Source organism: Amycolatopsis sp. WAC 04197 (assembly GCF_003947475.1).
GTDB classification, from domain to species: domain Bacteria; phylum Actinomycetota; class Actinomycetes; order Mycobacteriales; family Pseudonocardiaceae; genus Amycolatopsis; species Amycolatopsis japonica.
On sequence record NZ_QHJK01000004.1, the window covers coordinates 116,091 to 134,439 of the forward strand.

The 18,349-nt window shown below is 68.2% G+C and carries 21 protein-coding genes; 9 read left to right on the forward strand and 12 right to left on the reverse strand.

Features of this window, described 5'->3' with window-relative positions; all coding sequences use genetic code 11:
• Window positions 1-118 precede the first annotated feature (118 nt).
• The 7 genes from DMC64_RS17315 (at window position 119) to DMC64_RS17345 (ending at window position 6,908) form a co-directional block, all read left to right on the forward strand.
• Window positions 119-856, forward strand: a complete 738-nt coding sequence (locus tag DMC64_RS17315) for a bifunctional 2-polyprenyl-6-hydroxyphenol methylase/3-demethylubiquinol 3-O-methyltransferase UbiG (RefSeq protein WP_037342494.1) — start codon at window positions 119-121, stop codon at window positions 854-856.
• A complete protein-coding gene (locus DMC64_RS17320; RefSeq protein WP_125734368.1) occupies window positions 840-1,931 on the forward strand; it encodes an iron ABC transporter permease in 1,092 nt (363 codons plus the stop codon). The genes DMC64_RS17315 and DMC64_RS17320 overlap by 17 nt, the downstream gene beginning before the upstream one ends.
• A complete protein-coding gene (locus DMC64_RS17325) occupies window positions 1,931-2,719 on the forward strand; it encodes an ABC transporter ATP-binding protein (RefSeq protein ID WP_081975875.1) in 789 nt (262 codons plus the stop codon). Before DMC64_RS17320 ends, DMC64_RS17325 begins: the two co-directional genes overlap by 1 nt.
• Window positions 2,716-3,699 carry an ABC transporter substrate-binding protein gene (locus DMC64_RS17330; protein ID WP_125734369.1) on the forward strand — a complete coding sequence of 328 codons (984 nt, stop codon included), beginning with the start codon at window positions 2,716-2,718 and terminating at the stop codon, window positions 3,697-3,699. Before DMC64_RS17325 ends, DMC64_RS17330 begins: the two co-directional genes overlap by 4 nt.
• Window positions 3,696-4,751, forward strand: coding sequence for a cysteine synthase family protein (locus tag DMC64_RS17335; protein WP_037341280.1), 1,056 nt, complete (start codon window positions 3,696-3,698; stop codon window positions 4,749-4,751). The genes DMC64_RS17330 and DMC64_RS17335 overlap by 4 nt, the downstream gene beginning before the upstream one ends.
• Window positions 4,748-5,938, forward strand: coding sequence for an ATP-grasp domain-containing protein (locus tag DMC64_RS17340; RefSeq protein WP_125734370.1), 1,191 nt, complete (start codon window positions 4,748-4,750; stop codon window positions 5,936-5,938). Before DMC64_RS17335 ends, DMC64_RS17340 begins: the two co-directional genes overlap by 4 nt.
• A 67-nt stretch (window positions 5,939-6,005) precedes the next feature.
• Window positions 6,006-6,908 (forward strand): SDR family NAD(P)-dependent oxidoreductase, encoded by a 903-nt coding sequence (locus DMC64_RS17345; protein WP_125734371.1) that lies wholly within the window; start codon window positions 6,006-6,008, stop codon window positions 6,906-6,908.
• Here the strand turns inward: DMC64_RS17345 and DMC64_RS17350 are convergent.
• Window positions 6,905-7,483, reverse strand: a complete 579-nt coding sequence (locus DMC64_RS17350) for a hypothetical protein (protein ID WP_125734372.1) — start codon at window positions 7,481-7,483, stop codon at window positions 6,905-6,907. The two genes, DMC64_RS17345 and DMC64_RS17350, sit on opposite strands and share 4 nt — an antisense overlap.
• 47 nt (window positions 7,484-7,530) lie before the next feature.
• Window positions 7,531-8,148: a TetR/AcrR family transcriptional regulator gene (locus DMC64_RS17355; protein WP_125734373.1), complete on the reverse strand. Its 618-nt coding sequence runs from the start codon at window positions 8,146-8,148 to the stop codon at window positions 7,531-7,533.
• A gap of 90 nt (window positions 8,149-8,238) precedes the next feature.
• Between DMC64_RS17355 and DMC64_RS17360 the strand changes: the two genes are divergently transcribed.
• Window positions 8,239-8,943, forward strand: a complete 705-nt coding sequence (locus DMC64_RS17360; RefSeq protein ID WP_125734374.1) for an SDR family oxidoreductase — start codon at window positions 8,239-8,241, stop codon at window positions 8,941-8,943.
• 1 nt (window position 8,944) lies between these two features.
• Here DMC64_RS17360 and DMC64_RS17365 read toward each other — a convergent pair whose 3' ends face one another.
• The 4 genes from DMC64_RS17365 to DMC64_RS17380 are packed head-to-tail and all read right to left on the reverse strand — an operon-like array spanning window position 8,945 to window position 11,541.
• Window positions 8,945-9,322 (reverse strand): RidA family protein, encoded by a 378-nt coding sequence (locus DMC64_RS17365; protein WP_037341290.1) that lies wholly within the window; start codon window positions 9,320-9,322, stop codon window positions 8,945-8,947.
• A gap of 58 nt (window positions 9,323-9,380) precedes the next feature.
• A complete protein-coding gene (locus tag DMC64_RS17370; RefSeq protein WP_125734375.1) occupies window positions 9,381-10,640 on the reverse strand; it encodes a hypothetical protein in 1,260 nt (419 codons plus the stop codon).
• A complete protein-coding gene (locus tag DMC64_RS17375) occupies window positions 10,637-10,972 on the reverse strand; it encodes a type VII secretion target (RefSeq protein ID WP_125734376.1) in 336 nt (111 codons plus the stop codon). Before DMC64_RS17375 ends, DMC64_RS17370 begins: the two co-directional genes overlap by 4 nt.
• Window positions 10,966-11,541: a YbaB/EbfC family nucleoid-associated protein gene (locus DMC64_RS17380; RefSeq protein ID WP_125734377.1), complete on the reverse strand. Its 576-nt coding sequence runs from the start codon at window positions 11,539-11,541 to the stop codon at window positions 10,966-10,968. The genes DMC64_RS17375 and DMC64_RS17380 overlap by 7 nt, the downstream gene beginning before the upstream one ends.
• Before the next feature lie 152 nt (window positions 11,542-11,693).
• Here DMC64_RS17380 and DMC64_RS17385 point away from each other — a divergent pair, with 152 nt between their 5' ends.
• Window positions 11,694-12,176, forward strand: a complete 483-nt coding sequence (locus DMC64_RS17385) for a GNAT family N-acetyltransferase (protein WP_125734378.1) — start codon at window positions 11,694-11,696, stop codon at window positions 12,174-12,176.
• Here the strand turns inward: DMC64_RS17385 and DMC64_RS17390 are convergent.
• From DMC64_RS17390 to DMC64_RS17415, 6 genes are all read right to left on the reverse strand, one after another.
• Complete coding sequence (locus DMC64_RS17390) at window positions 12,151-12,768, reverse strand: SRPBCC family protein (RefSeq protein WP_125734379.1); 618 nt, start codon at window positions 12,766-12,768, stop codon at window positions 12,151-12,153. The genes DMC64_RS17385 and DMC64_RS17390 overlap by 26 nt on opposite strands.
• A gap of 209 nt (window positions 12,769-12,977) precedes the next feature.
• Window positions 12,978-13,586, reverse strand: coding sequence for a DNA-binding response regulator (locus DMC64_RS17395; RefSeq protein WP_255432631.1), 609 nt, complete (start codon window positions 13,584-13,586; stop codon window positions 12,978-12,980).
• Between the two features lie 79 nt (window positions 13,587-13,665).
• Window positions 13,666-13,947, reverse strand: a complete 282-nt coding sequence (locus DMC64_RS17400) for a DUF6235 family protein (RefSeq protein ID WP_125734380.1) — start codon at window positions 13,945-13,947, stop codon at window positions 13,666-13,668.
• 129 nt (window positions 13,948-14,076) lie between these two features.
• Window positions 14,077-16,374: an excinuclease ABC subunit UvrA gene (locus DMC64_RS17405; RefSeq protein ID WP_125734381.1), complete on the reverse strand. Its 2,298-nt coding sequence runs from the start codon at window positions 16,372-16,374 to the stop codon at window positions 14,077-14,079.
• Window positions 16,375-16,524: 150 nt separating this feature from the next.
• The gene (locus DMC64_RS17410) at window positions 16,525-17,073 is read right to left on the reverse strand and encodes a dihydrofolate reductase family protein (protein WP_125734382.1); all 549 of its coding nucleotides are present in this window, start codon (window positions 17,071-17,073) and stop codon (window positions 16,525-16,527) included.
• A 31-nt stretch (window positions 17,074-17,104) separates the two neighbouring features.
• On the reverse strand, window positions 17,105-18,346 hold the full coding sequence (locus DMC64_RS17415; protein ID WP_125734383.1) for a cytochrome P450: 1,242 nt from the start codon (window positions 18,344-18,346) through the stop codon (window positions 17,105-17,107).
• Window positions 18,347-18,349: the final 3 nt, after the last annotated feature.

The following is an 18,349-nucleotide window of genomic DNA, read 5'->3' on the forward strand; positions in this document are numbered from 1 at the left end:
GCACACGACAGGTTCTAACCGTCCTTCCCACTCACGAGGATTTGGCGACGCCGGGAACCGAAGACGACCTTTCGACGACTTGTGGGGCTGAATCGTGCGGCCCGGCGAGCGGAGAGAGATGCACTGGTACGAGGACGACGACCTGTGGGTCGGCTTCGCGGACGTGATGTTCCCGCCCAGCCGGGCCGAAGAGGCCGAACGCCTGACGGCCACGTCACCGCTGCTCGAAGTCGCAGACGGCGCGAAGGTGCTCGACCTGGCCTGCGGCCCGGCGATCCACGTCGTCCCGCTCGCCAGGAGGGGTGCCGACGTGACCGGCGTCGACCTCAGCCCGGCGATGCTCGAACGCGCGCGTGAGGCCTGCGAAAACGCGGGAGTCGCCGCGAAGCTGATCCAGGCCGACATGCTCGAGTACACCGAGCCCGGCGCGTACGACCTGATCATCAACATGTTCACGTCGTTCGGCTACTTCACCGAGCCCGGTGACAACCTCACGGTGCTGCGAAACGCCTACGCCAGCCTCGCGCCCGGCGGCAGGCTGCTGGTCGACGTGCTCGGCAAGGAGGTGCTGGCCGGCTGGGTCGGGCGGCCGAAGGCGGTCGACGTCGACGGCGGGACGGTGTTCATGCGCGACACCATCCTCGACGACTGGACCCGCCTCGAAACCGAATGGACCCTGGTGCGCGGTGGCGAGGCGAAGCGGGCGTCGATCCGCTCCTTCTTGTACAGCGCCGCGGAACTGAAGGCGCTGTTCGAGACCGCGGGCTTCACCGGCGTCGAATGCTTCGGCGACTTCGACGGCTCGCCGTACGACAACCACGCGCGCCGCCTGATCGTGCGTGGTGAACGTGCCTGAACCGCTCCGCCTCTTCGCGGAACCGGACGACGAGACCTCACGCCCGCTCCGGCTCACCGGCCCGGTGCTCCTGCTCTCGGCAGCCCTCGTGCTCTCGCTGATCGCGGGCATCGCGCTCGGCCCGACCACCGTCGCGCTCACGGATGTCCTGCGCTACCTGGGAAAGGCGATCACCGGCGGCACCATCACCGGCGACGAGGTCACCGGGTACTCGATCGTCTGGCAGGTCCGCACGCCGCGGGTGCTGCTGGCGGCCGTGGTCGGCGCGGGGCTCGCGGTGGTCGGGGTGGCCGTGCAGGCGCTGGTCCGCAACGCCCTCGCCGATCCGTTCGTGCTGGGGATCTCCTCGGGTGCCTCGGTCGGCGCCGCCGCCGTGGTCGTGTTCGGCCTGTTCGCCGGGCTCGGCGTGCTGGCGCTGTCGACGGCCGCGTTCCTCGGCGCGCTCGGCGCGACCGCGCTGGTGTATCTGGCCGCCCGGAGCAAATTCGGGCTGACGCCGTTGCGGCTCGTGCTCACCGGGGTCGCGCTCACGTATGCCTTCCAGGCCGTGATGAGCGTGCTCGTCTACCTCTCGCCGAACGGCCAGGCCGCGCAGACCGTGCTGTTCTGGCTGCTCGGCAGCCTCGGCTCGGCGACGTGGGCGTCCCTGCCGCTGGCCGCGCTCGGCGTGGCCGTCGCGGTCGTGGTCCTGCTGCGCTACGGCACCGCGCTCGACGTCCTGTCCATGGGCGACGAGACCGCGATGAGCCTCGGTACCGACGCGGCCGCCTTGCGCCGCTGGCTCTTCCAGCTCACCGCGGTGGTCACCGGGTTGCTCGTGGCGGTCAGCGGTTCGATCGGCTTCGTCGGGCTGGTCCTGCCGCATGTGGTGCGGATGATCGCCGGTTCGGGGCATCGCCGGGTGCTGGCGCTCGCGCCGCTGGTGGGCGCGGTCTTCCTGGTATGGGTCGATCTGCTGGCCCGCACGCTCGTCGCCCCCGAGGAACTGCCGCTCGGCGTGATCACCGCGTTGATCGGTGTGCCGGTGTTCCTCGTCGTGATGCGGCGCCGCGGCTACACGTTCGGAGGCCGCTGATGCTGTCGTTACGCGAACTTTCCGTCGAGGTGGCCGGGACGACGTTGATCCGCGAGCTGCGTCTGGACGTCGGCGCGGGCGAGGTCGTCGGCCTCCTCGGCCCCAACGGCAGCGGCAAGTCGACGGCGTTGCGCTGTGTCTACCGCGCGCTGGCCCCGTCCGGCGGCGCGGTCCTGCTCGACGGGACCGACATCGCGGAGCAGGGTCTGCGCGACACCGCCCGCCGGATCGCCGCGCTCACCCAGGACAGCCGGGCGGATCTCGACTTCACCGTCGAAGAGGTCGTCGCGCTCGGCCGTTCGCCGCATCAGCGCGGCAACCTCCGGCTTTCGGCCCGTGAACGCGCGCTGTGCCGGGAAGCGTTGCGGCGCATGGACATCACCCATCTCGCGCAGCGCGGTGTGCTGACGCTTTCGGGCGGCGAACGGCAGCGGGTCCTGGTGGCGAGGGCGCTCGTGCAGGAACCGGAGGTGCTGGTCCTCGACGAGCCGACCAATCATCTCGACGTCCGTCACCAGGTGGAACTGCTGAAGTTCCTGCGTGGCTGCGGGCTCACCGTGCTCGTCGCGCTGCACGATCTCAACCTCGCCTCCGCCGTCTGTCACCGGATCGCGTTGCTGCGCGCCGGATCGCTCGCCGCCTGCGGCACGCCGTCCGAAGTGCTCACGCCGGAAACGGTCCACGCGGTCTTCGGCGTCGAGGTCACCCAGGTGACCCATCCCGTGACCGGCGCGCTCCAACTGCTCTACGACCTTCCCGCCGACGAAACCGAGGGGATCTCACGATGAAGCCGTCCAGGGTGACCGCGCTCTTCGCCGCGGCACTGCTCCTGAGCGCCTGCGGTGCCCAGGTCGAGGCAGGGCCGACCGCGCAGGCACAGGCCACGGTGACCAACTGCGGTGCGCAGGTCACCTTCCCAGCGCCGCAACGTCCGGTGGCCTACGACGTTTCCGGCGCCGAGAAGCTGTTCGCGCTCGGGCTCGCCGGCCGGATGCGCGGCTACGTGATGAATTCGCTCGGCGACCCGTCGATCGCCGGTTCGCCGTGGAAGGACGACTACGCCAAGGTCGAACGACTCGGCACTTCGCGGGTCACCCGCGAGATCCTGGTGAACGCCAAGGCGGACTGGGTGATCGCGGGCTGGAACTCCGGGTTCAGCGAGGAACGCGGCATCACGCCGAAACTGCTGGAGCAGGTCGGCATCCGCAGCTACCTGCACACCGAGACCTGCTGGGAGTACCCCACCGCGAAGTCGGAGGTGACGCCGCTCGAAGCGCTCTACACCGACCTGCGGAACCTCGGTGACATCTTCGGCGTCCGTCAGCGGGCCGACGAGCTGGTCGCGGAACTCAAGGGGCGCTTCGACAAGGTCCGTGCCGGAGCGCCGAAATCGCCGCCCGCCAAGGTGTTCGTCTACGACTCCGGCACCGATCAGCCCTTCACCGCCGGGAAACACGCCGCTCCCAACGACATCATCGACGTCGCGGGCGGGACGAACGTCTTCCGCGAGCTGCAGGACGGCTGGGGAGCTGTGGGCTGGGAAGCGGTGGTGAAGGCCGAACCCGAGGTGATCGTCGTCGTGGACTACGCCGACCGGCCCGCGCAGGACAAGATCGCGTTCGTGAAATCCTCGCCACAGCTGAAGAACACCCCCGCCGTGCGCGACAACCGGTTCCACGTCATCTCCTACGGCGACCTCGTGAGCGGTCCGCGTAACGCCGCGGGCGCCGAGTCGCTGGCCGCGTACCTGCGCTCGATCGGCCGGTGACCGCGATGACCGCGCTGGTCCACGAACACGTCACCGACGCGATCAAGACGCCGTCGCTGATCCGGCTCGAACCGAACGTCGTGCTGATCCGCTTCGAAACCTTGAAGGTCTACGCCGCGCTCGGCGCGGTCCGGTCGCTGCTCGCCGACGGAACTGTCCGAAAGGGACAGACGCTGATCGACAGCTCCAGCGGGATCTACGCGCTCGCCCTGGCGATGGCCTGTCACCGCTATGGTCTGCGTTGCCATATCGTCGCGTCCACCACCGTCGACCTCACGATGCGTTCGCAGCTGGAGATCCTCGGTGCGACGGTGGATCAGATGCCGCCGTCGGACGACCTCCGCCTCGACCAGCGGCGCCGGGTCGCGCGCGTGCGCGAACTGCTGGACCGGCATCCGGACATGCATTGGATGCGCCAGTACCACGATCCCGTGCACTACCTGGGTTATGCCGAGGTCGCCGACCTCGTCGCCCGCGCCCTGCCGTCCGGGCCGCTCACCGTCGTCGGCAGCGTGGGCACCGGCGCGTCGACCGGCGGGATCGCCCGCTCGTTGCGCGAACGCGATCCGGACGTCCGGCTGACCGGCGTCCAGCCCTTCGGCAGTGTCACCTTCGGCAGCGAACGGTTCACCGATCCGGACGCGATCATCGCGGGGATCGGCTCGGCCATCCCGTTCGACAACGTCGATCACGAGCTGTACGACCGGATCCACTGGCTGGATTTCGTGCACGCCATGGCCGCGACCGTCGGCCTGATGCGCGAGCACGCCGTGTTCGCCGGGCTGTCCACCGGCGCCGCGTACCTCGTCGCGGGCTGGGAGGCGGCGCGGAATCCGGACCGGACGCATGTCGTGATCGGCGCCGACACCGGACATCGTTACACGGCAAGGGTTTTCTCCCGGCATCGGGAGGCCGTCGACCCGGCTACGCTCGCGCCGCGCGAGATCGCGTCGCTGGACGACCTCGCCCTGCCGTGGGCGGCCATGGACTGGCGGCGGCGCCGCTTCGGGAAACCCTCACTGCCGTTGTACCGGAAGGAGCGGGCGTCGTGACCGTCGTCCTGTTGGAAGCACTCACCTTCGGCCTGGGGAGGCTGGCCGACGCGGCGGCGGAGGCCGGGCGGAAACTGGTGCTGTTCACCGGAAACCGCGACATCTACCGCTACGAGCTCGGCACGCTGGGGCCGGACAGGGTCGAGGTCGTCGACATCGACACCACCGACATCGAGGCCTGCGAAACCGCGTTGCGCGCCATCCCGGACCTCGCCGGGATCATCAACTCGACGGACACCTGGGCGCTGCCGGGTGCGGAACTCACCGCCCGGCTCGGCCTGCCCGGTCCGGACGCGGCCGCCGTCCGGGTGCTGCGGGACAAGGGCGCGGTGCGTGATCTGCTGTACGAACACGGGCTGACCCGCGGCAGGCCGGTACCCGTCATGGTCGCCGAAGAACTCGGCTTTCCGTTGGTGGTCAAGGACTCTTCGGGAACGTCGTCCCGTGGGGTGTGGCTCGTCCGCGATCAGGCCGAACTCGACCGGGCGAGGCTGGAGGCGAAGGAAACACCGCTCAAGGGACATCTGATCGCCGAACCGTATTTCGCCGGACCGCTCTACAGCGCGGAAACCGTCACCTGGCAGGGAAGGACCCGGCTGCTCGGGATCCTCTCCCGTCAGCTTTCGCCGGAACCCGTCCGGCGGGAGGAAGCGGCGGCGTTCCCGGTGGCCTTCCCCGAGGCCGAGTACGCCGAGTTGGCCGACTGGATCGGCCGGGTGCTCAAGGCGGCCGGACACGAGCAGGGATTCGCGCACACCGAGTTCGTGCTCACCGCCGACGGCCCGGAGGTCGTCGAGATCAACATCCGGATCGGCGGGGCGATGCTCGGCGAGGCGTTGTGCCGGTCGCTGGGCACCAACGTCTATTCGGCGATGATCGCCATGGCGCTGGGTGAGGAACCCGCCCTGCTCACCCGGAAGATCGGGGGAGGCCCGGGGATCGGGTTCGTCCTGGCGTATCCGGTCGCGGAGGGCGTGCTGAAGGGCTGGTCGGGGCTCGACAGGTTGCCCGGGCTGCCCGGCGCGCCGGAGTGGTATCCGACGGCGAGCCCTGGCGACGAGATCCGGCATCTCGCGGATCAGCGGTCGTGCACCGGGATCGTCCTCGCCGAAGGGCCGACGGCGGAACTCGCGCTGCATCGCGCGCTGGCCGCGGCGGGTGGGATCACGCCGGAGATCGATTCTTGAGAGTTCTCTCAGATGGATAGTTCTACTTTCTGTTTTGGAAAGTGAGACTATCCATCTGGAGGGAACTGTGGGCGAAGCAGTGGGCAGGCGTGCGGTGCTCGGGGGCGCGGCGGCGGCCGGTGTCGCGATGCTGGCCGCGAACACCGCCACCGCGGGGGAAGACCGGCGGCGGTTCGCGGGCAAGGTCGTGATCGTCACCGGGGCGACGTCGGGGATCGGCCGTGCGGCGGCCATCGCCTTCGCCGCGGCCGGAGCCAAGGTCGGCTTCTGCGGCAGGCGGGAAGAACTCGGCCGTGAGGTCGAGCGGGAGATCCGCCGCGCGGGCGGGGAGGCGACCTACTTCCGGGCGGACGTCCGGATTCCCGAACAGGTTCAGGCCTTTGTGGACGGTGCCGTCCACCGGTACGGCAGGCTCGACATCGCGTTCAACAACGCCGGGATCCACCTCGGCAAACCGCTGCACGAGATCTCCGTCGACGAATGGGAGGACGTGCAGCGCACCAACGCGCGGGGCGTGTTCCTGTCGATCAAACACGAGGTGCCGCATCTGCTGAAGGCGGGCGGTGGGGTGATCGTCTGCACCGCGTCGGCGCAGGCCGACCAGACCAGGCCGGGGCACGCCGCCTACACGTCGAGCAAACGCGCCGTGCAGGGGCTCGTGCGTGCGGCCGCGCTGGACTACGGGGCGAAGGGGATCCGGGTGCTGTCGATCGATCCGGGGACGATCGACACGCCGCTGGTGCGGCCGCCGGGCATTCCGGACGATTCGTGGGCGCGGTTCAAGAAGGCTTGGGGACCGTTGAACGTCCATGGCCTGCCAAGGATGGGCGAGGCGGCGGATATCGCCTCGGCCGTTCTCGCTTTGGCGTCACCGGATTTCGGCTACCTGACCGGGACTTCCGTTCTCGTCGACGGCGGTTTGAACACCGGGCGGCCGATGGTGATGCCGCCCGGCTTCACGACGCCTTAGTGCGGAGCCGCGCACTTCTTGGCCTCCGCGGCGGCGGCCATCAGGTCCTGCGTGTCGATTGTGAGCGCGGGCATGAGGTCGGGGGTTTCCGTGATCGGCTTCTGCGTGGCGTCCATCGCCTGGATGGCCGCGTCCATGGCCGCGCTGTTCCCGGACTTCTCCAACCGCTGCTTGCCCGTGTTCGCCGCGTCCCTCGCGGCGGTGTACTGGTCCACAAGGGACTTCCGCACCGTGTCGCCGCCGGGAATCGGCGACGGGGGCAGCGCGGTCAGTTCGTCGACGACCTTGCCCGCGAAGCCCGCGCGGATCCCGAGTTCTTCCTTCAGCGCGTTGCGGGTCACTTCGGTCCCCGATCGCTGCTTGCTCGCGTAATCGTTGGAAGCCTTCAGGTAGCCGTATATCGCACCGCACATCCCGTCGAGCCAGGCGACGGTCTTGGCGTCCGGCCCGGCGGGCGCTTTCGGCGCCGAGGACGACGGGGTGACGGTGACCGTCGCGGGTGCCGCGGACGGCTCCCCGGAGCAGGCCGTCGTCACGAACAGTGCCAGGACGATGAGCAGAAGTTTCGTCTTCATGGAATCCCCTCCGGGGTGAACACGCGCCGGAGGGGTGGAGGGTTGCCTCAGCCGCAGCCACCCATGATGCGGGCCAGTTCGGCGGGCTCCAGCGGGGGCTCCGGCAACGGGTTCGCGGCGGGTGCCCGCATCCCGTCGAACAGCAGCGCGAGATGGCGTCGCCAGACCTCCGGCCGGACCGTCGCGGTCGCCTCCACGGTGCGCGCGATCCCCCAGGTCACAAAGGCCATGTCCTCGAGGGTGAAGTCTTCGCGCAGGGCGCCGCTCTCCTTGGCGCGTTCGACGATCCTGGTCATGAGTTCGTAGCCGCGTTCGAGGTCTTCGGCCTGCGGTGGCCGCGTCGAGGCCAGTTCGTTGTAGCCGCGGTCGGCGGCCTGAAGTTCGCAGACCCGTTCGACAAACGACGTCAAGCCGGTCCAGGCGTCGTCGAGGGAGAGCGCGTGTTCGGCCAGCTTCGCGACGGTCTCGGTCCGGTCGGCGAACACGGCGTTCACCAGATCCGCGCGCTGCGGGAAGTGGTTGTACAGCGTGCCGATGCTGACGCCGGCGGTCTTGGCGATCTCTTCGAGCGCGACGTCGAGGCCGCGTGCCGCGTAGAGCCCCCTGGCCGCCTCGATCAGCAGGTCGCGGTTGCGCCGGGCGTCCTTCCGCAGGGGTTTGGTCATGACCGCATCGTAGTCAAGTTGAAGGTGGCCTCAAGTTGTGTGTACCTTCGAAGAAGTTGAGGACGTCCTCAACTTAACCTGGGAGGACAGATGACCAAGACGCTCGCGATCTTCGGCGCCGGGCCGGTGCTGGGACTTTCGCTCGCCCGCCGGTTCGGCCGCGAGGGCTTCCGGATCGCCCTCGTCGCGCGTACCACCGGGAACCTCGACGCGCTCGTCGCCGAACTCGCCCGCGACGGCATCGAGGCGAGCGGGTTCGTCGCCGATGTCTACGAGCCGGCTCAGATCGCCGCCGCCGTCACCGCCATCGGCCGGATCGACGCGGTCGCGTTCAATCCCGGCGGCGGGACCATGGGGGAGGGCATCGTGCCGGTGCTCGACGTGGATCCGGAGAACCTGCGGCTCATCCTCGACCGGTTCCTGGTGTCCTCGGTGGCGCTGGTGCGGGCCGTGCTGCCCGCCATGACCGAGCGCGGCGACGGCGCGATCCTGTTCACCGCCGGGCAATCCGGCCGGTACCCGGCGCCCTTCCTCGGCAACGTGGGGATGGCGCAGGCCGGGCTGCGGAACTACTTCCTCAATCTGAACGCGGTGCTCGCGGAGAAGGGGATCTACGCCGGGGCCGTCAACGTCGGCGCGCTGATCGAGGGCAGCGTGCCGCATCGGACGATCACCGCGAGCCCGTTGGACTTCGAGCCCGAGGTGATCCATCCGGACGTCTTCGCCGACGCCTTCTGGAAGCTTTACGAGACGCGCGAAGCTCCTGAAGCACTCGTCGGGTCTTTCGGGAGGTGACTTACTTCTCGACGGCGTAAGCCTCGATCTCGACCTTCATCTTCGGGTCGAGCAACGCCGACACCTCGACCATGGTGGCCGCGGGCAGCACGTCGGCGAAGGCTTCGCGGTGCGCCCGCGCGACCAGGTCGGCGTCCTTGATGTCGGTGACGTAGGTGACCGTGCGCACCACCGCGGCGAGGCTCGAACCGGCCTCTTTCAACGCCGTCTCGATGAGCGACAGCACGGCCGAAGCCTGCTCGTACGCGTCGCCCGAGCGTTCCGGCTCGCGCGCCGTCGTCCCGGAGACGTGGATGTGCTCGCCGACGCGCACCGCCCGGCTGTAGCCGAAGACCGGCTCGTAGTCCCCGCCGGAGGAGATGTTCACCCGTTCAGTCATGACCGAACGAAAGCACAGGCGGTCCCGCGCCGGAACACCGGGACGGGACCGCCTGCTTTCACTTCTCTTCCTTGTCCTCCGGCGGCTTCTCGTTCGCGGCCGGCGGGATGGCCTTCGTCAGCTCGACGACGGTCTTCCCGGCCATGCCCGACGCGCCGTAGGTCGGGTCGCTGAGGATTTTGAGGCCCTTTTCGAGCTTGTCGAGCGCGTCCGCGGCCTTGGGGAACCTCGTTTTCAGGTCGCCGATCGGGAAGCTGTTCCAGTAGTCGTACCGCTCCAAGATCTTCTTGGCGTCGGGATGCCCCTCCAGCTCCTTCGCCAGCTTCTCGCGCACCACCCTCGGGGGGATGTCGCCGAGCCTCTCCGGTTTGGGCTTCGGAGCGTCGGGCGTCGCGTCCGGAGTGCTGTCACCCGGCTTCGGGGGCGGGCCCTCGATCGGCTTCTTGCCGCCGGGCATCGGGGTACCGCCGGCGGGTTTCGGCTTGGGCAGCTTGATCTTGCCGCCGCCGAGCGTCAACTTGACGACGTCGTCGGCCGCGCCGCGGGTCTTCGCCAGGATCTTGAGCATCTCGGCGAGCTTCTTGGCGACGTCGGCGATCTGCTTGGCGATCTTGGCGATCGCCACCCCGACCGTGGTCATGATGGAGGTGATCGCCGCGATGATCGAACCGCCGAAGGTGACCGGCGCCAGTGCCACCGCCACGATCGCCGCCTTGAGGATGCCCGCCAGCGTCATGGCGATGATGTCGCGGACGATGCCGCGGACCGCGCCGATGACGGCGCCGGCGATCCCCATCTGCTTGCCCGCGAATTCGATGTATCCGGCGAGCGCGTCGATCTGGGCGGCGACGCCCTCCATGTCGGCGCGAAAAGTGTCGGCGGCCTCGCCGTCCCACTTCTCCATGAACTTGGTGGTGGCGGACCCGTGCTCCTTCGACCACTCCCGCACTTCGGCGGCCTCTTTGTAGATCGCCGTCTTGGCCGCCTCGATGCCCTTCGGGTCTCCCAGCAGGAAGTCCAGCGGCCAGCGGAAGATGACGATGTGCTCGATCAGCCAGCCGATCCCGGCGGTGAGCAGCGAGCCGATCGGATCGGCGACCATGCCGAGGATCTCGATCGCCATCCCCGCCGAGGCCAGTCCGATGCTGAGGCTGTCCCCTTCGTCGACGGCCTTCTTCAGCGAGAACGCGGAATCGAAGAAGCCCGCGCCCGTGGTGTCGCCGCTGCCCGCGAGGAAGTTGTTCTTCTCGTCCTTGAAGTCGCTGGCCTTGGTGCCGGTGTTGTTCCCGAAATCGCCGCGGTGGTACTCGTCGCTCACTTGACCTTCACCTCGTCGATCCCCTTGCCGGCTTCGGTGATCAGGCTCTCGGTCTCCTGCTCGTTGGCGTTGTACCGCTTCGCCGCCTCGCGCACCCTGTCCGAGAACTCCTGCACGTTCTCCGAGTACTTGTTCAGCTGGTCCCGAGCCTTCCCGCAGTGCATGCTCGCGCCGGCACCGTAGATCTGGCCGCCGAAGATGCCGAAGATGCCGGGGTCCGCCACGCAACTGCCCACCATGTCGGCGCTCTTCCGCAGCGCGTCCTCGAGCCTGTCGAGGTGACCGGCGAACTCGGTCATGGCCTCCGTCTTGACACCGAATCCGGTCACCACGGGCTCATTTCGTCGTCGTCGGGGGAGGCCGGCCGCCGGGTTCGCGGCGCCGGGGGGTTCGGGGGCCGCACGGGACGGCCGGGCTGCGGCGGCATCGGGGGACCCGCCTGCGGAGGTGGCGGCGGCCGGTACCCCGCCTGCGGACGCGGCGGCTCGTCGTGCGCCTCGGGGGCCCACTTGTCCTGCTCCGGGTTCTCCGGGGCGCCTTCCTCGTCCTCGACCTTCGGCAGGAACGTGCGGACCAACTGGGCGGCTTCGTCTTCGCCGTTGATCTCGGTGTAGGACTCCGTGACCTTCTCGACGGTCTTGCGCTGGGCCTGGCGCACCGTCTGCATGACCAGCGAGGAGAGCCGTGCCGGTCCCAGCGAGGTGGCCCGGTTGCCGAACTCGATGGCGCTCAGCGAGCCGTTGGCCTCGACCGTCACCGTCACCGAGCCGTCGGGAGAGGTCACCGTGGACGCCGAGGCGGTGAACGCGGCCGTCAGGGCTTGGGCTTTCTCCTCGAGTTTCTTGGCCTCTCGCTCCAGAAGGAGTGCGAAGTCCTCACCTGCGTCGAAATTGGGTTGCATGCGTCGCCTTGGCTCGAGGGGGATGGGGCACGAAAATGCGAGAGGTCGCGAGGTGGATCGCCCGTATCGTTACCACCGGGCGGTCGGCCGGACAAGCCCGATGATCAGAGAGTGCCCGAAAGTGCCGCAGGGGTGGCGGATCGGGGCAGGCCATGGAAAGCGGACCGATCGTGCGGGACGCGGATCGCGACGACGTCATGGCCGTCTGCCGCTTCGGTGAGGAGCACGTCCGGGCCCACTACGCGCCGTTGATCGGCGACGAAGAGGCCGCCCGGCAGGTGCGGATGTGGTGGAACACGACGAACATCGCCGGGGCCGTCGCCCTCGGCGCGGTCGTGATCGCCGAGGACGACGGGCGGCTGGCCGGCGTCGGGCAGTGCGACCTCGAAGGTGGCGAGCCCGTGATCCGCAAGTTGTACACGCTTCCTCGGTATCGCGGCTTGGACTCGCGGTTGCTCGAAGTCCTCATCGGACGGTTGCCCGCGGGGCGGGTGTACGTCGAACATCCGGTGGCGGACGAACGCGAGGGCGTCTTCTTCGAGCGCGAGGGTTTCACGGTGGAACGGGTCGAGCCGGGTGGCGTCGTGCGGCGGGTCCGGGCTCGCCCCGCTACCGGTTTTCGGCCGCCTTCTTGAGGTCCTTCAGCCAGATTTCGAGGCCCTGCCCGAGCATCGCGGTGGAGCCGGGCACGTCCTTGTCGACCTGCGGGCCGGTGTGGCTCTCCTCGGTGCGGACGATGACCCCGCCGGGCACCTTGACGAAGTTCCAGACGTGGACGCCGTCGATGTGCATACCGCCGGGGCCGTCGAGCGGGCCGGTCCAGCGGAGGCATTTGCCGGGCTGGAGCTGCCGGACGGTGGAAACGATGGTCACGTCGCCGGGCGGGTACGGCATACCGGGCGGGACGGGAATGGTCCACTGGAAGCGGGAATGCTTGCGCAGCGGGCCGTCGTCCAGTCGCTTCATGGTGACCGGGATGGCCGGGTTCTGCCAGGACGGCCAGGCCTCGACGTCGGTCTGCAGGTTCCAGATGGTGCGCAGTGGCGCCTTGACGAAGGTCTCGGTCCGGTAGTGCACCTTGGCCGACCGGTCGATGCCTTTTCCTTGGCAGGTAAGCGAAGCCGGTCTGGTGTGGTGGGCGGGGGCGGCCTGGGCCGGTGCCGTGACGCCGAGGACGCCGGCGATGGCCAGTGGGACCGTGAGCAGGGCCGCGCGCTTGCCGAACATGGCTTCTCCTTCGCTCCTGTTGTTATCGCATGTTGCGATAGTTAGAGGCTATAGCGAAGCGGCAGTGAACGTCAAGCGCGAAAGTGAGAGGTTCTAACCGGGTCGTTCGCCGGACCGAAGGCGAAACTCGCGTGCTCAGAGGCGGAACTCGCGTGTTCGGCGTCCAATCACGCGAGTTCCGTCTCCGATCACGCGAGATCGCCCGTGAGTCACAGCCATTCCGCGTCGGTGGCGATGCGGATCGCGTGTACCCGGTTGCGCGCGTTGAGCTTCGTGACGATCGCGGCCAGATAGTTCCGGACCGTGCCCGGGGACAGGAACAGTTCGGCCGCGATGTCGGCGACGGTGCGCCCGCGCGCGGTCACCCGCAGGATCTCGATCTCGCGGGTGGTGAGCGGGCAGTCGTCGGTGTCCCAAGCGGCGAGCGCCAATTCGCTGTCGATCACCCGCCGGCCGATCGCGACCGACCGCACGGCGTTGGCGAGCTTGTCCGACGGCGCGTCCTTGAGCATGAAGCCGTTGACCTTCGCGTCCAGCGCGCGCCGGACCGTGCCGGGACGGCCGAGGCTGGTGAGGATCAGCGTATGGCAGCCGGGCAGGCTTTCGCGGATCTCCATGGCCGCGGTCAAACCGTCCTTGCCCGGCAGATCGATGTCGATGACCGCGACATCGGGCTGGACGGATTTCGCCGTCGGAAGGATCTGGTCACCCGCGGCGACTTGGGCGACCACTTCGATATCGGATTCCATGTTCAGCAGGGCGACGAGCGCCCCGCGAACCATGTGCATATCTTCGGCAAGCAGCACTTTGATCACCACGAAGCACCTCGCACCCCAGTTCAGTGGCTCCGTTGTCATCCTACGGGATTCTCACCCCATGCGGTGATATCGAAGAGCTTCAGAGCACGTCCAGCTCGCGCGGCCACGCGACGGGTTCCCTGCTGAGCCCGAGCAACTCGAACTCCGAACGCGCCCAATCGATCCGTACCCGGATCGCCAGCGCGGGCGCCACGGTCAACAGGAAGCGGCCCGGACCGCCGCCGACTTTGAAAACACCGTAGGTCAGGAACGCGGATCCGTCGCAGACGGCGAACAGTGCGGTGAAAACCGTCGCCCGTTCGCTTTCCGGAATCGAATCCAGCCATTCCAGCCCGCCGGTCAGCACCAGCCGCACCGCCATCCGACCCTCCTCGCCGCACCGGTTTCCAGCATGGTCGCCGCCGCGGGCATCGGGCGTCTCGTATCCTGCGCCGAACACGAAGAAGGGGACGCCCCGCGCGGGACGTCCCCTTCAACGAAGAGCCGGAGCTCAGCCGGCCTGCTGGTAACGCTTGAGGTACTCGCCGGTCAGCGAACTCTCCGCGGTCAGGAGTTTCTCGGGCGGGCCGGTGAAGACGATCTCGCCGCCGTTCTTGCCGCCGCCGGGTCCGAGGTCGATCACCCAGTCCGCCTGCTCGATCACCGCCAGGTTGTGCTCGATCACCACCACCGTGTTGCCCGCGTCGACCATGCCGTTGAGCAGGCCCAGCAGCATGTCGATGTCGGTCATGTGCAGACCGGTGGTCGGCTCGTCGAGGATGTAGACGTTGCCGCCGCCGGAAAGCCGGTCCGCCAGCTTGATCCGCTGGCGTTCACCGCCGGACAGCGTGCTCAGCGCCTGACCCAGCCCGAGATATCCGAGCCCGGTCTCGATCAGCGCGTTCACCTTCGCCAGCACCGGGGCTTCGGTGAAGTACTCCGCCGCCTGCTCGGCGGACAGCTCCAGCACGTCGGCGATCGACTTGCCCCGCAGCTTGTGCGCGAGCACCTCGTCCTTGAACCGGCGCCCGTCGCAGCTTTCGCAATGCGTCGTGATCGGGTCCATATAGGACACTTCGGTGATCAGCACGCCGCGGCCCTGGCATTCCTCGCAGGCGCCCTGGGAGTTGAAGCTGAACAACGCCGCGTTCGCGCCGCTCGCCTTCGCGAAGAGCTTGCGCACCGGGTCCATCAGGCCGAGGTACGTCGCCGGAGTCGAGCGGGACGACGCCGCGATCGGTGTCTGGTCCACGAAGATCGCGTCCGGATGCGCCTCGCGGAAGACACCGGAGATCAACGAGCTCTTGCCCGAACCCGCGACGCCGGTGACGGCGGTGAGCACACCGGTCGGGATGTCGACCGACACGTTCTTCAGGTTGTGCAGTGAAGCCCGCTTGATCGGCAACTTCCCCTTGGGGCGGCGCGGATCCTCCTTGACGACACCCGAGCGTGCCAGCCCGGCCCCGGTCAGCGTCTTGCCTGCCCGCAGCTGCCGGTACGTTCCCTGGAAGACGACCTCGCCGCCGTGCACACCGGCGCGCGGCCCGATCTCGACGATGTGATCGGCGATCTCGATGACGTCCGGGTCGTGTTCGACCACGAGGATCGTGTTCCCCTTGTCCCGCAACGCCCGCAGCAGATCGTTGAGCCGTCCGACGTCGCGGGGGTGCAGGCCGACGCTGGGCTCGTCGAAGATGTAGGTCAGCCCGGTCAGGTCGCTGCCCAGATGCTTGACCAGCTTGAGCCGCTGCCCCTCACCACCGGACAGCGAGGTCGTCGCCCGGTCCAGCGAAAGGTAGCCGAGGCCGATCGCGTCGATACGTTCGAGCGCGGCCAGCACGCCCTGCGCCATCGCGGCGGTCTGCTTGTCCTTGATGGCTTTGATCAGCTCGATCAGATCGGTGATCTGCAGCTCGCACCACTGCGCGATGTTCTTGCCCGCCAGCTTGGTCGCCAGCGCCGCCTCGCTCAGCCGTCCGCCGCGGCAGGCCGGGCATGGCCCCTCGGTGATGAACTTCTCCGCCTGGGCGCGGGTCTTCTCGCTCATCGACCCGGTGTCACGCTTGAGATGACGGCGGGTGAAGTTCGCGACCAGGCCCTCGAACGTCAGCGTCTGCGTCTTGCCGTTCTTGAAGGTGAGCTGGACCTTGCCCTCCTTGCCGTGCAGAAGGGTGTCCATCTCCTTGGCGGTGTACTTGTTGAGCTTCTTGGCCGGGTTGATGGCGTCGTGGTTGGCGTAGAACTGCCAGCCGGGGCTGCCGACCGGATAGCCCGGCACCAGGATCGCGCCCTCGTCGAGCGACTTCGTCATGTCGAGCATCAGCTCGGGATCCGGGCGCAGCGCGCGGCCGATGCCCTCGCAGTCGGGGCACATCCCGTTGGGGTCGTTGAACGAATACAGCGACGGATTGCCCGCGCTGGGCTTTCCCTGCCTGGAGAACAACACCCGCAGCAGCGGGTGGATGTCGGCGACCGTGCCGACCGTCGAGCGCGCGTTCCCGCCGAGCGGGCGCTGGTCGACGATCACCGGGGTGGTCAGGTTCTCGATGCCGTCCACGTGCGGGCGTTCGTGTTTGGGCAGCTGGTTGCGGATGAACCAGGGGAAGGTGGCGTTCAGCTGACGCTGCGCCTCGACGGCGATCGTGTCGAACACGACGGAGGACTTCCCGGAACCCGAAACCCCGACGAAAACCGTGATCTGGTTCTTCGGGAGCTCGAGTGAGACGTCCTTCAGGTTGTTCTCGTGAGCGCCGGTGACGCGGATTCCCTCACCCGCCGGTTGCTTGGTCTTGCGGGCTGCGGCAGTCACAGAATTTCCTTTCCTCGCCGGTGCGCGAATGATCGCGCCTGCTCACCAGTATCGCAGCGCCACCGAATGCCCGGTAGTCGATTCGTGTGTGATCGGGCCATGTTCTCGTCACGACGAAAACATGAAATTTTCACGGTCCCGGTGAATTCGTCAGGCGCGGGTGTAGACGGCGCCGATGACGCCGGTTTTCAGCGCGTTCGAGCGCGTCAGCTTCAGCGGGATCTCCTTGTCCGTTCCTTCGAACAGTTTCGCGCCCTCGCCTGCCACCAGCGGCATGATGTTGAGCGCCAGTTCGTCCAGGAGTCCTTCGGCGAGCAGCCATTGGACGAGCCTCGGGCTTCCGGGCACCCGGATCGTCTTGCCGGGCCCTTCCTTCAGCCGGGTGATCTCGCCGGCGATGTCACCGGTGATCAGGCTCGTGTCCGGCCAGGTCAACGTCGCTTCGTCCAGCGTCGAAGAAACGACGTATTTGTGCGTGCCGTTGAGGAACGCCGCCATCGGGTTGCTGTCACCCTGCGGCTTCCACATCTGTTCGAAAGCGACGTACGTGTCCTTGCCCATCAGAATGGCGTCCGAGGCGGCGAGGCTCTCGGCGATTCCTTCGCTCATCTCGTCGGACCAGTATTGGCCCATCCAGCGGTCCGGCCGTTCGGCCACCCCGTCCAGGGACATGAACAATCCAGCGGCGATTTCGCGCATGACGAACTCCTTCGTTGTCCGAGGCCCGTGGTCAGGCCGCGGGCCGATCTTCCCACCGTCGCGCGCGACGCTCCAAGGGATCGAGCACACCGGAAGAAGTCCAGCGGACCGGCAGCGCGGACAATGCGCGCATCGTCGGAGAGACGGTCCATTCCAGGGATTCTTCCGGTACGGCGAGACAGAGTTCCGGCGCGCGACGGGAAAGCGCGCGCAGGGCCGACTGGATCTCGACCCGCGCGAGGTGGGCGCCGATGCAATGGTGCGTCCCGTGCCCGAACGACAGATGCCTGCCGTTCCGGTCCATCGCGAACCGGTCCGGATCGGCGAAGACGTCCTCGTCGCGGTTGACCACCGGCAGCAGCGCGGTCATCAGGTCGCCCGGCTCGATCCGGGTGCCGGCGATGGTGACTTCCTCCGTCGCGACGCGCGTCATGCTGAAGTTCACCGCGGGGCTGTAGCGGAGCGTTTCCTCGACGGCCGCGTCCAGCAGCGCCGGGTCCGCGTCCAGTGAAGCCAGCAGACCCGGCCGGGAGATCAGGCAGAACACCGCGTTGGCGATCTGCGCGGCCGCCAGCGCGTGCCCGTCGAAGAACAGCGACGCCGCCAGCCCGGTCAGTTCCGTTTCGTCCAAGGCGCCGTTGCGATGTGCCTCGATGAGCTCGGCCATCAGCCCGGACGGCGGGTCTTCGGTGTCGGCGAGCATCATCGCGACCTCATCGTGCAACAGCAGTTCGCCTTGGTAGACGGCGGATCGCGGGGAACCCGGCTTGCCGAGCCGCGCGTTCGCGCGTTTGCGGACGGCTTCGCGCCGCGACGGCGGAACACCCAGCAGTTCGGCCTGTGCGGTGAAGGTCAACGGGGCGCAGAAGTCGGCGATCAGATCCGCGGTGGAATCCGTGTCGATCAGCCTGTCGAGCAGCCCGGCGGCGGTGGTTTCGACGTACTCGCGCAGCTGTTCCGCACGGCGGGCGGAGAACGCGCCGCCGATCAGCTTCCGGATCCGGGTGTGCCTCGGCGGGTCCAGGTCGGTCACCGACATCCGGGTCGCCGGTCCGCGCGGATGGGTCGTCTCGGCCAGCACGGCGCGGCTGAACCGCTTGTCGCGCAGGAAATCGCGCGTTTCGGAATAGCCGCTCACCAGCCATTCACGGCGTCCGTCGCGCTGTCGTGAACCGAACGGGCAGCCGTCGGGGATGTCGTCCCCGACGAGCTGCCGTCGCTGCCGCCCTTCGGCGAAGTCCGAGCCTCCGCGACCCCCTGTTACGTCGCCCATCGG

Excerpts from the sequence above, each read along its gene's own strand:
- DMC64_RS17330 (WP_125734369.1), top strand. The coding sequence starts at position 2,716 with ATGAAGCCGTCCAGGGTGACCGCGCTCTTCGCCGCGGCACTGCTCCTG.
- DMC64_RS17410 (WP_125734382.1), bottom strand. The coding sequence starts at position 17,073 with ATGCGCGAAATCGCCGCTGGATTGTTCATGTCCCTGGACGGGGTGGCC.
- DMC64_RS17380 (WP_125734377.1), bottom strand. The coding sequence starts at position 11,541 with ATGCAACCCAATTTCGACGCAGGTGAGGACTTCGCACTCCTTCTGGAG.
- DMC64_RS17415 (WP_125734383.1), bottom strand. The coding sequence starts at position 18,346 with ATGGGCGACGTAACAGGGGGTCGCGGAGGCTCGGACTTCGCCGAAGGG.
- DMC64_RS17315 (WP_037342494.1), top strand. The coding sequence starts at position 119 with ATGCACTGGTACGAGGACGACGACCTGTGGGTCGGCTTCGCGGACGTG.
- DMC64_RS17350 (WP_125734372.1), bottom strand. The coding sequence starts at position 7,483 with ATGAAGACGAAACTTCTGCTCATCGTCCTGGCACTGTTCGTGACGACG.
- DMC64_RS17325 (WP_081975875.1), top strand. The coding sequence starts at position 1,931 with ATGCTGTCGTTACGCGAACTTTCCGTCGAGGTGGCCGGGACGACGTTG.
- DMC64_RS17390 (WP_125734379.1), bottom strand. The coding sequence starts at position 12,768 with ATGTTCGGCAAGCGCGCGGCCCTGCTCACGGTCCCACTGGCCATCGCC.
- DMC64_RS17400 (WP_125734380.1), bottom strand. The coding sequence starts at position 13,947 with ATGGCGGTGCGGCTGGTGCTGACCGGCGGGCTGGAATGGCTGGATTCG.
- DMC64_RS17365 (WP_037341290.1), bottom strand. The coding sequence starts at position 9,322 with ATGACTGAACGGGTGAACATCTCCTCCGGCGGGGACTACGAGCCGGTC.
- DMC64_RS17360 (WP_125734374.1), top strand. The coding sequence starts at position 8,239 with ATGACCAAGACGCTCGCGATCTTCGGCGCCGGGCCGGTGCTGGGACTT.
- DMC64_RS17385 (WP_125734378.1), top strand. The coding sequence starts at position 11,694 with ATGGAAAGCGGACCGATCGTGCGGGACGCGGATCGCGACGACGTCATG.
- DMC64_RS17355 (WP_125734373.1), bottom strand. The coding sequence starts at position 8,148 with ATGACCAAACCCCTGCGGAAGGACGCCCGGCGCAACCGCGACCTGCTG.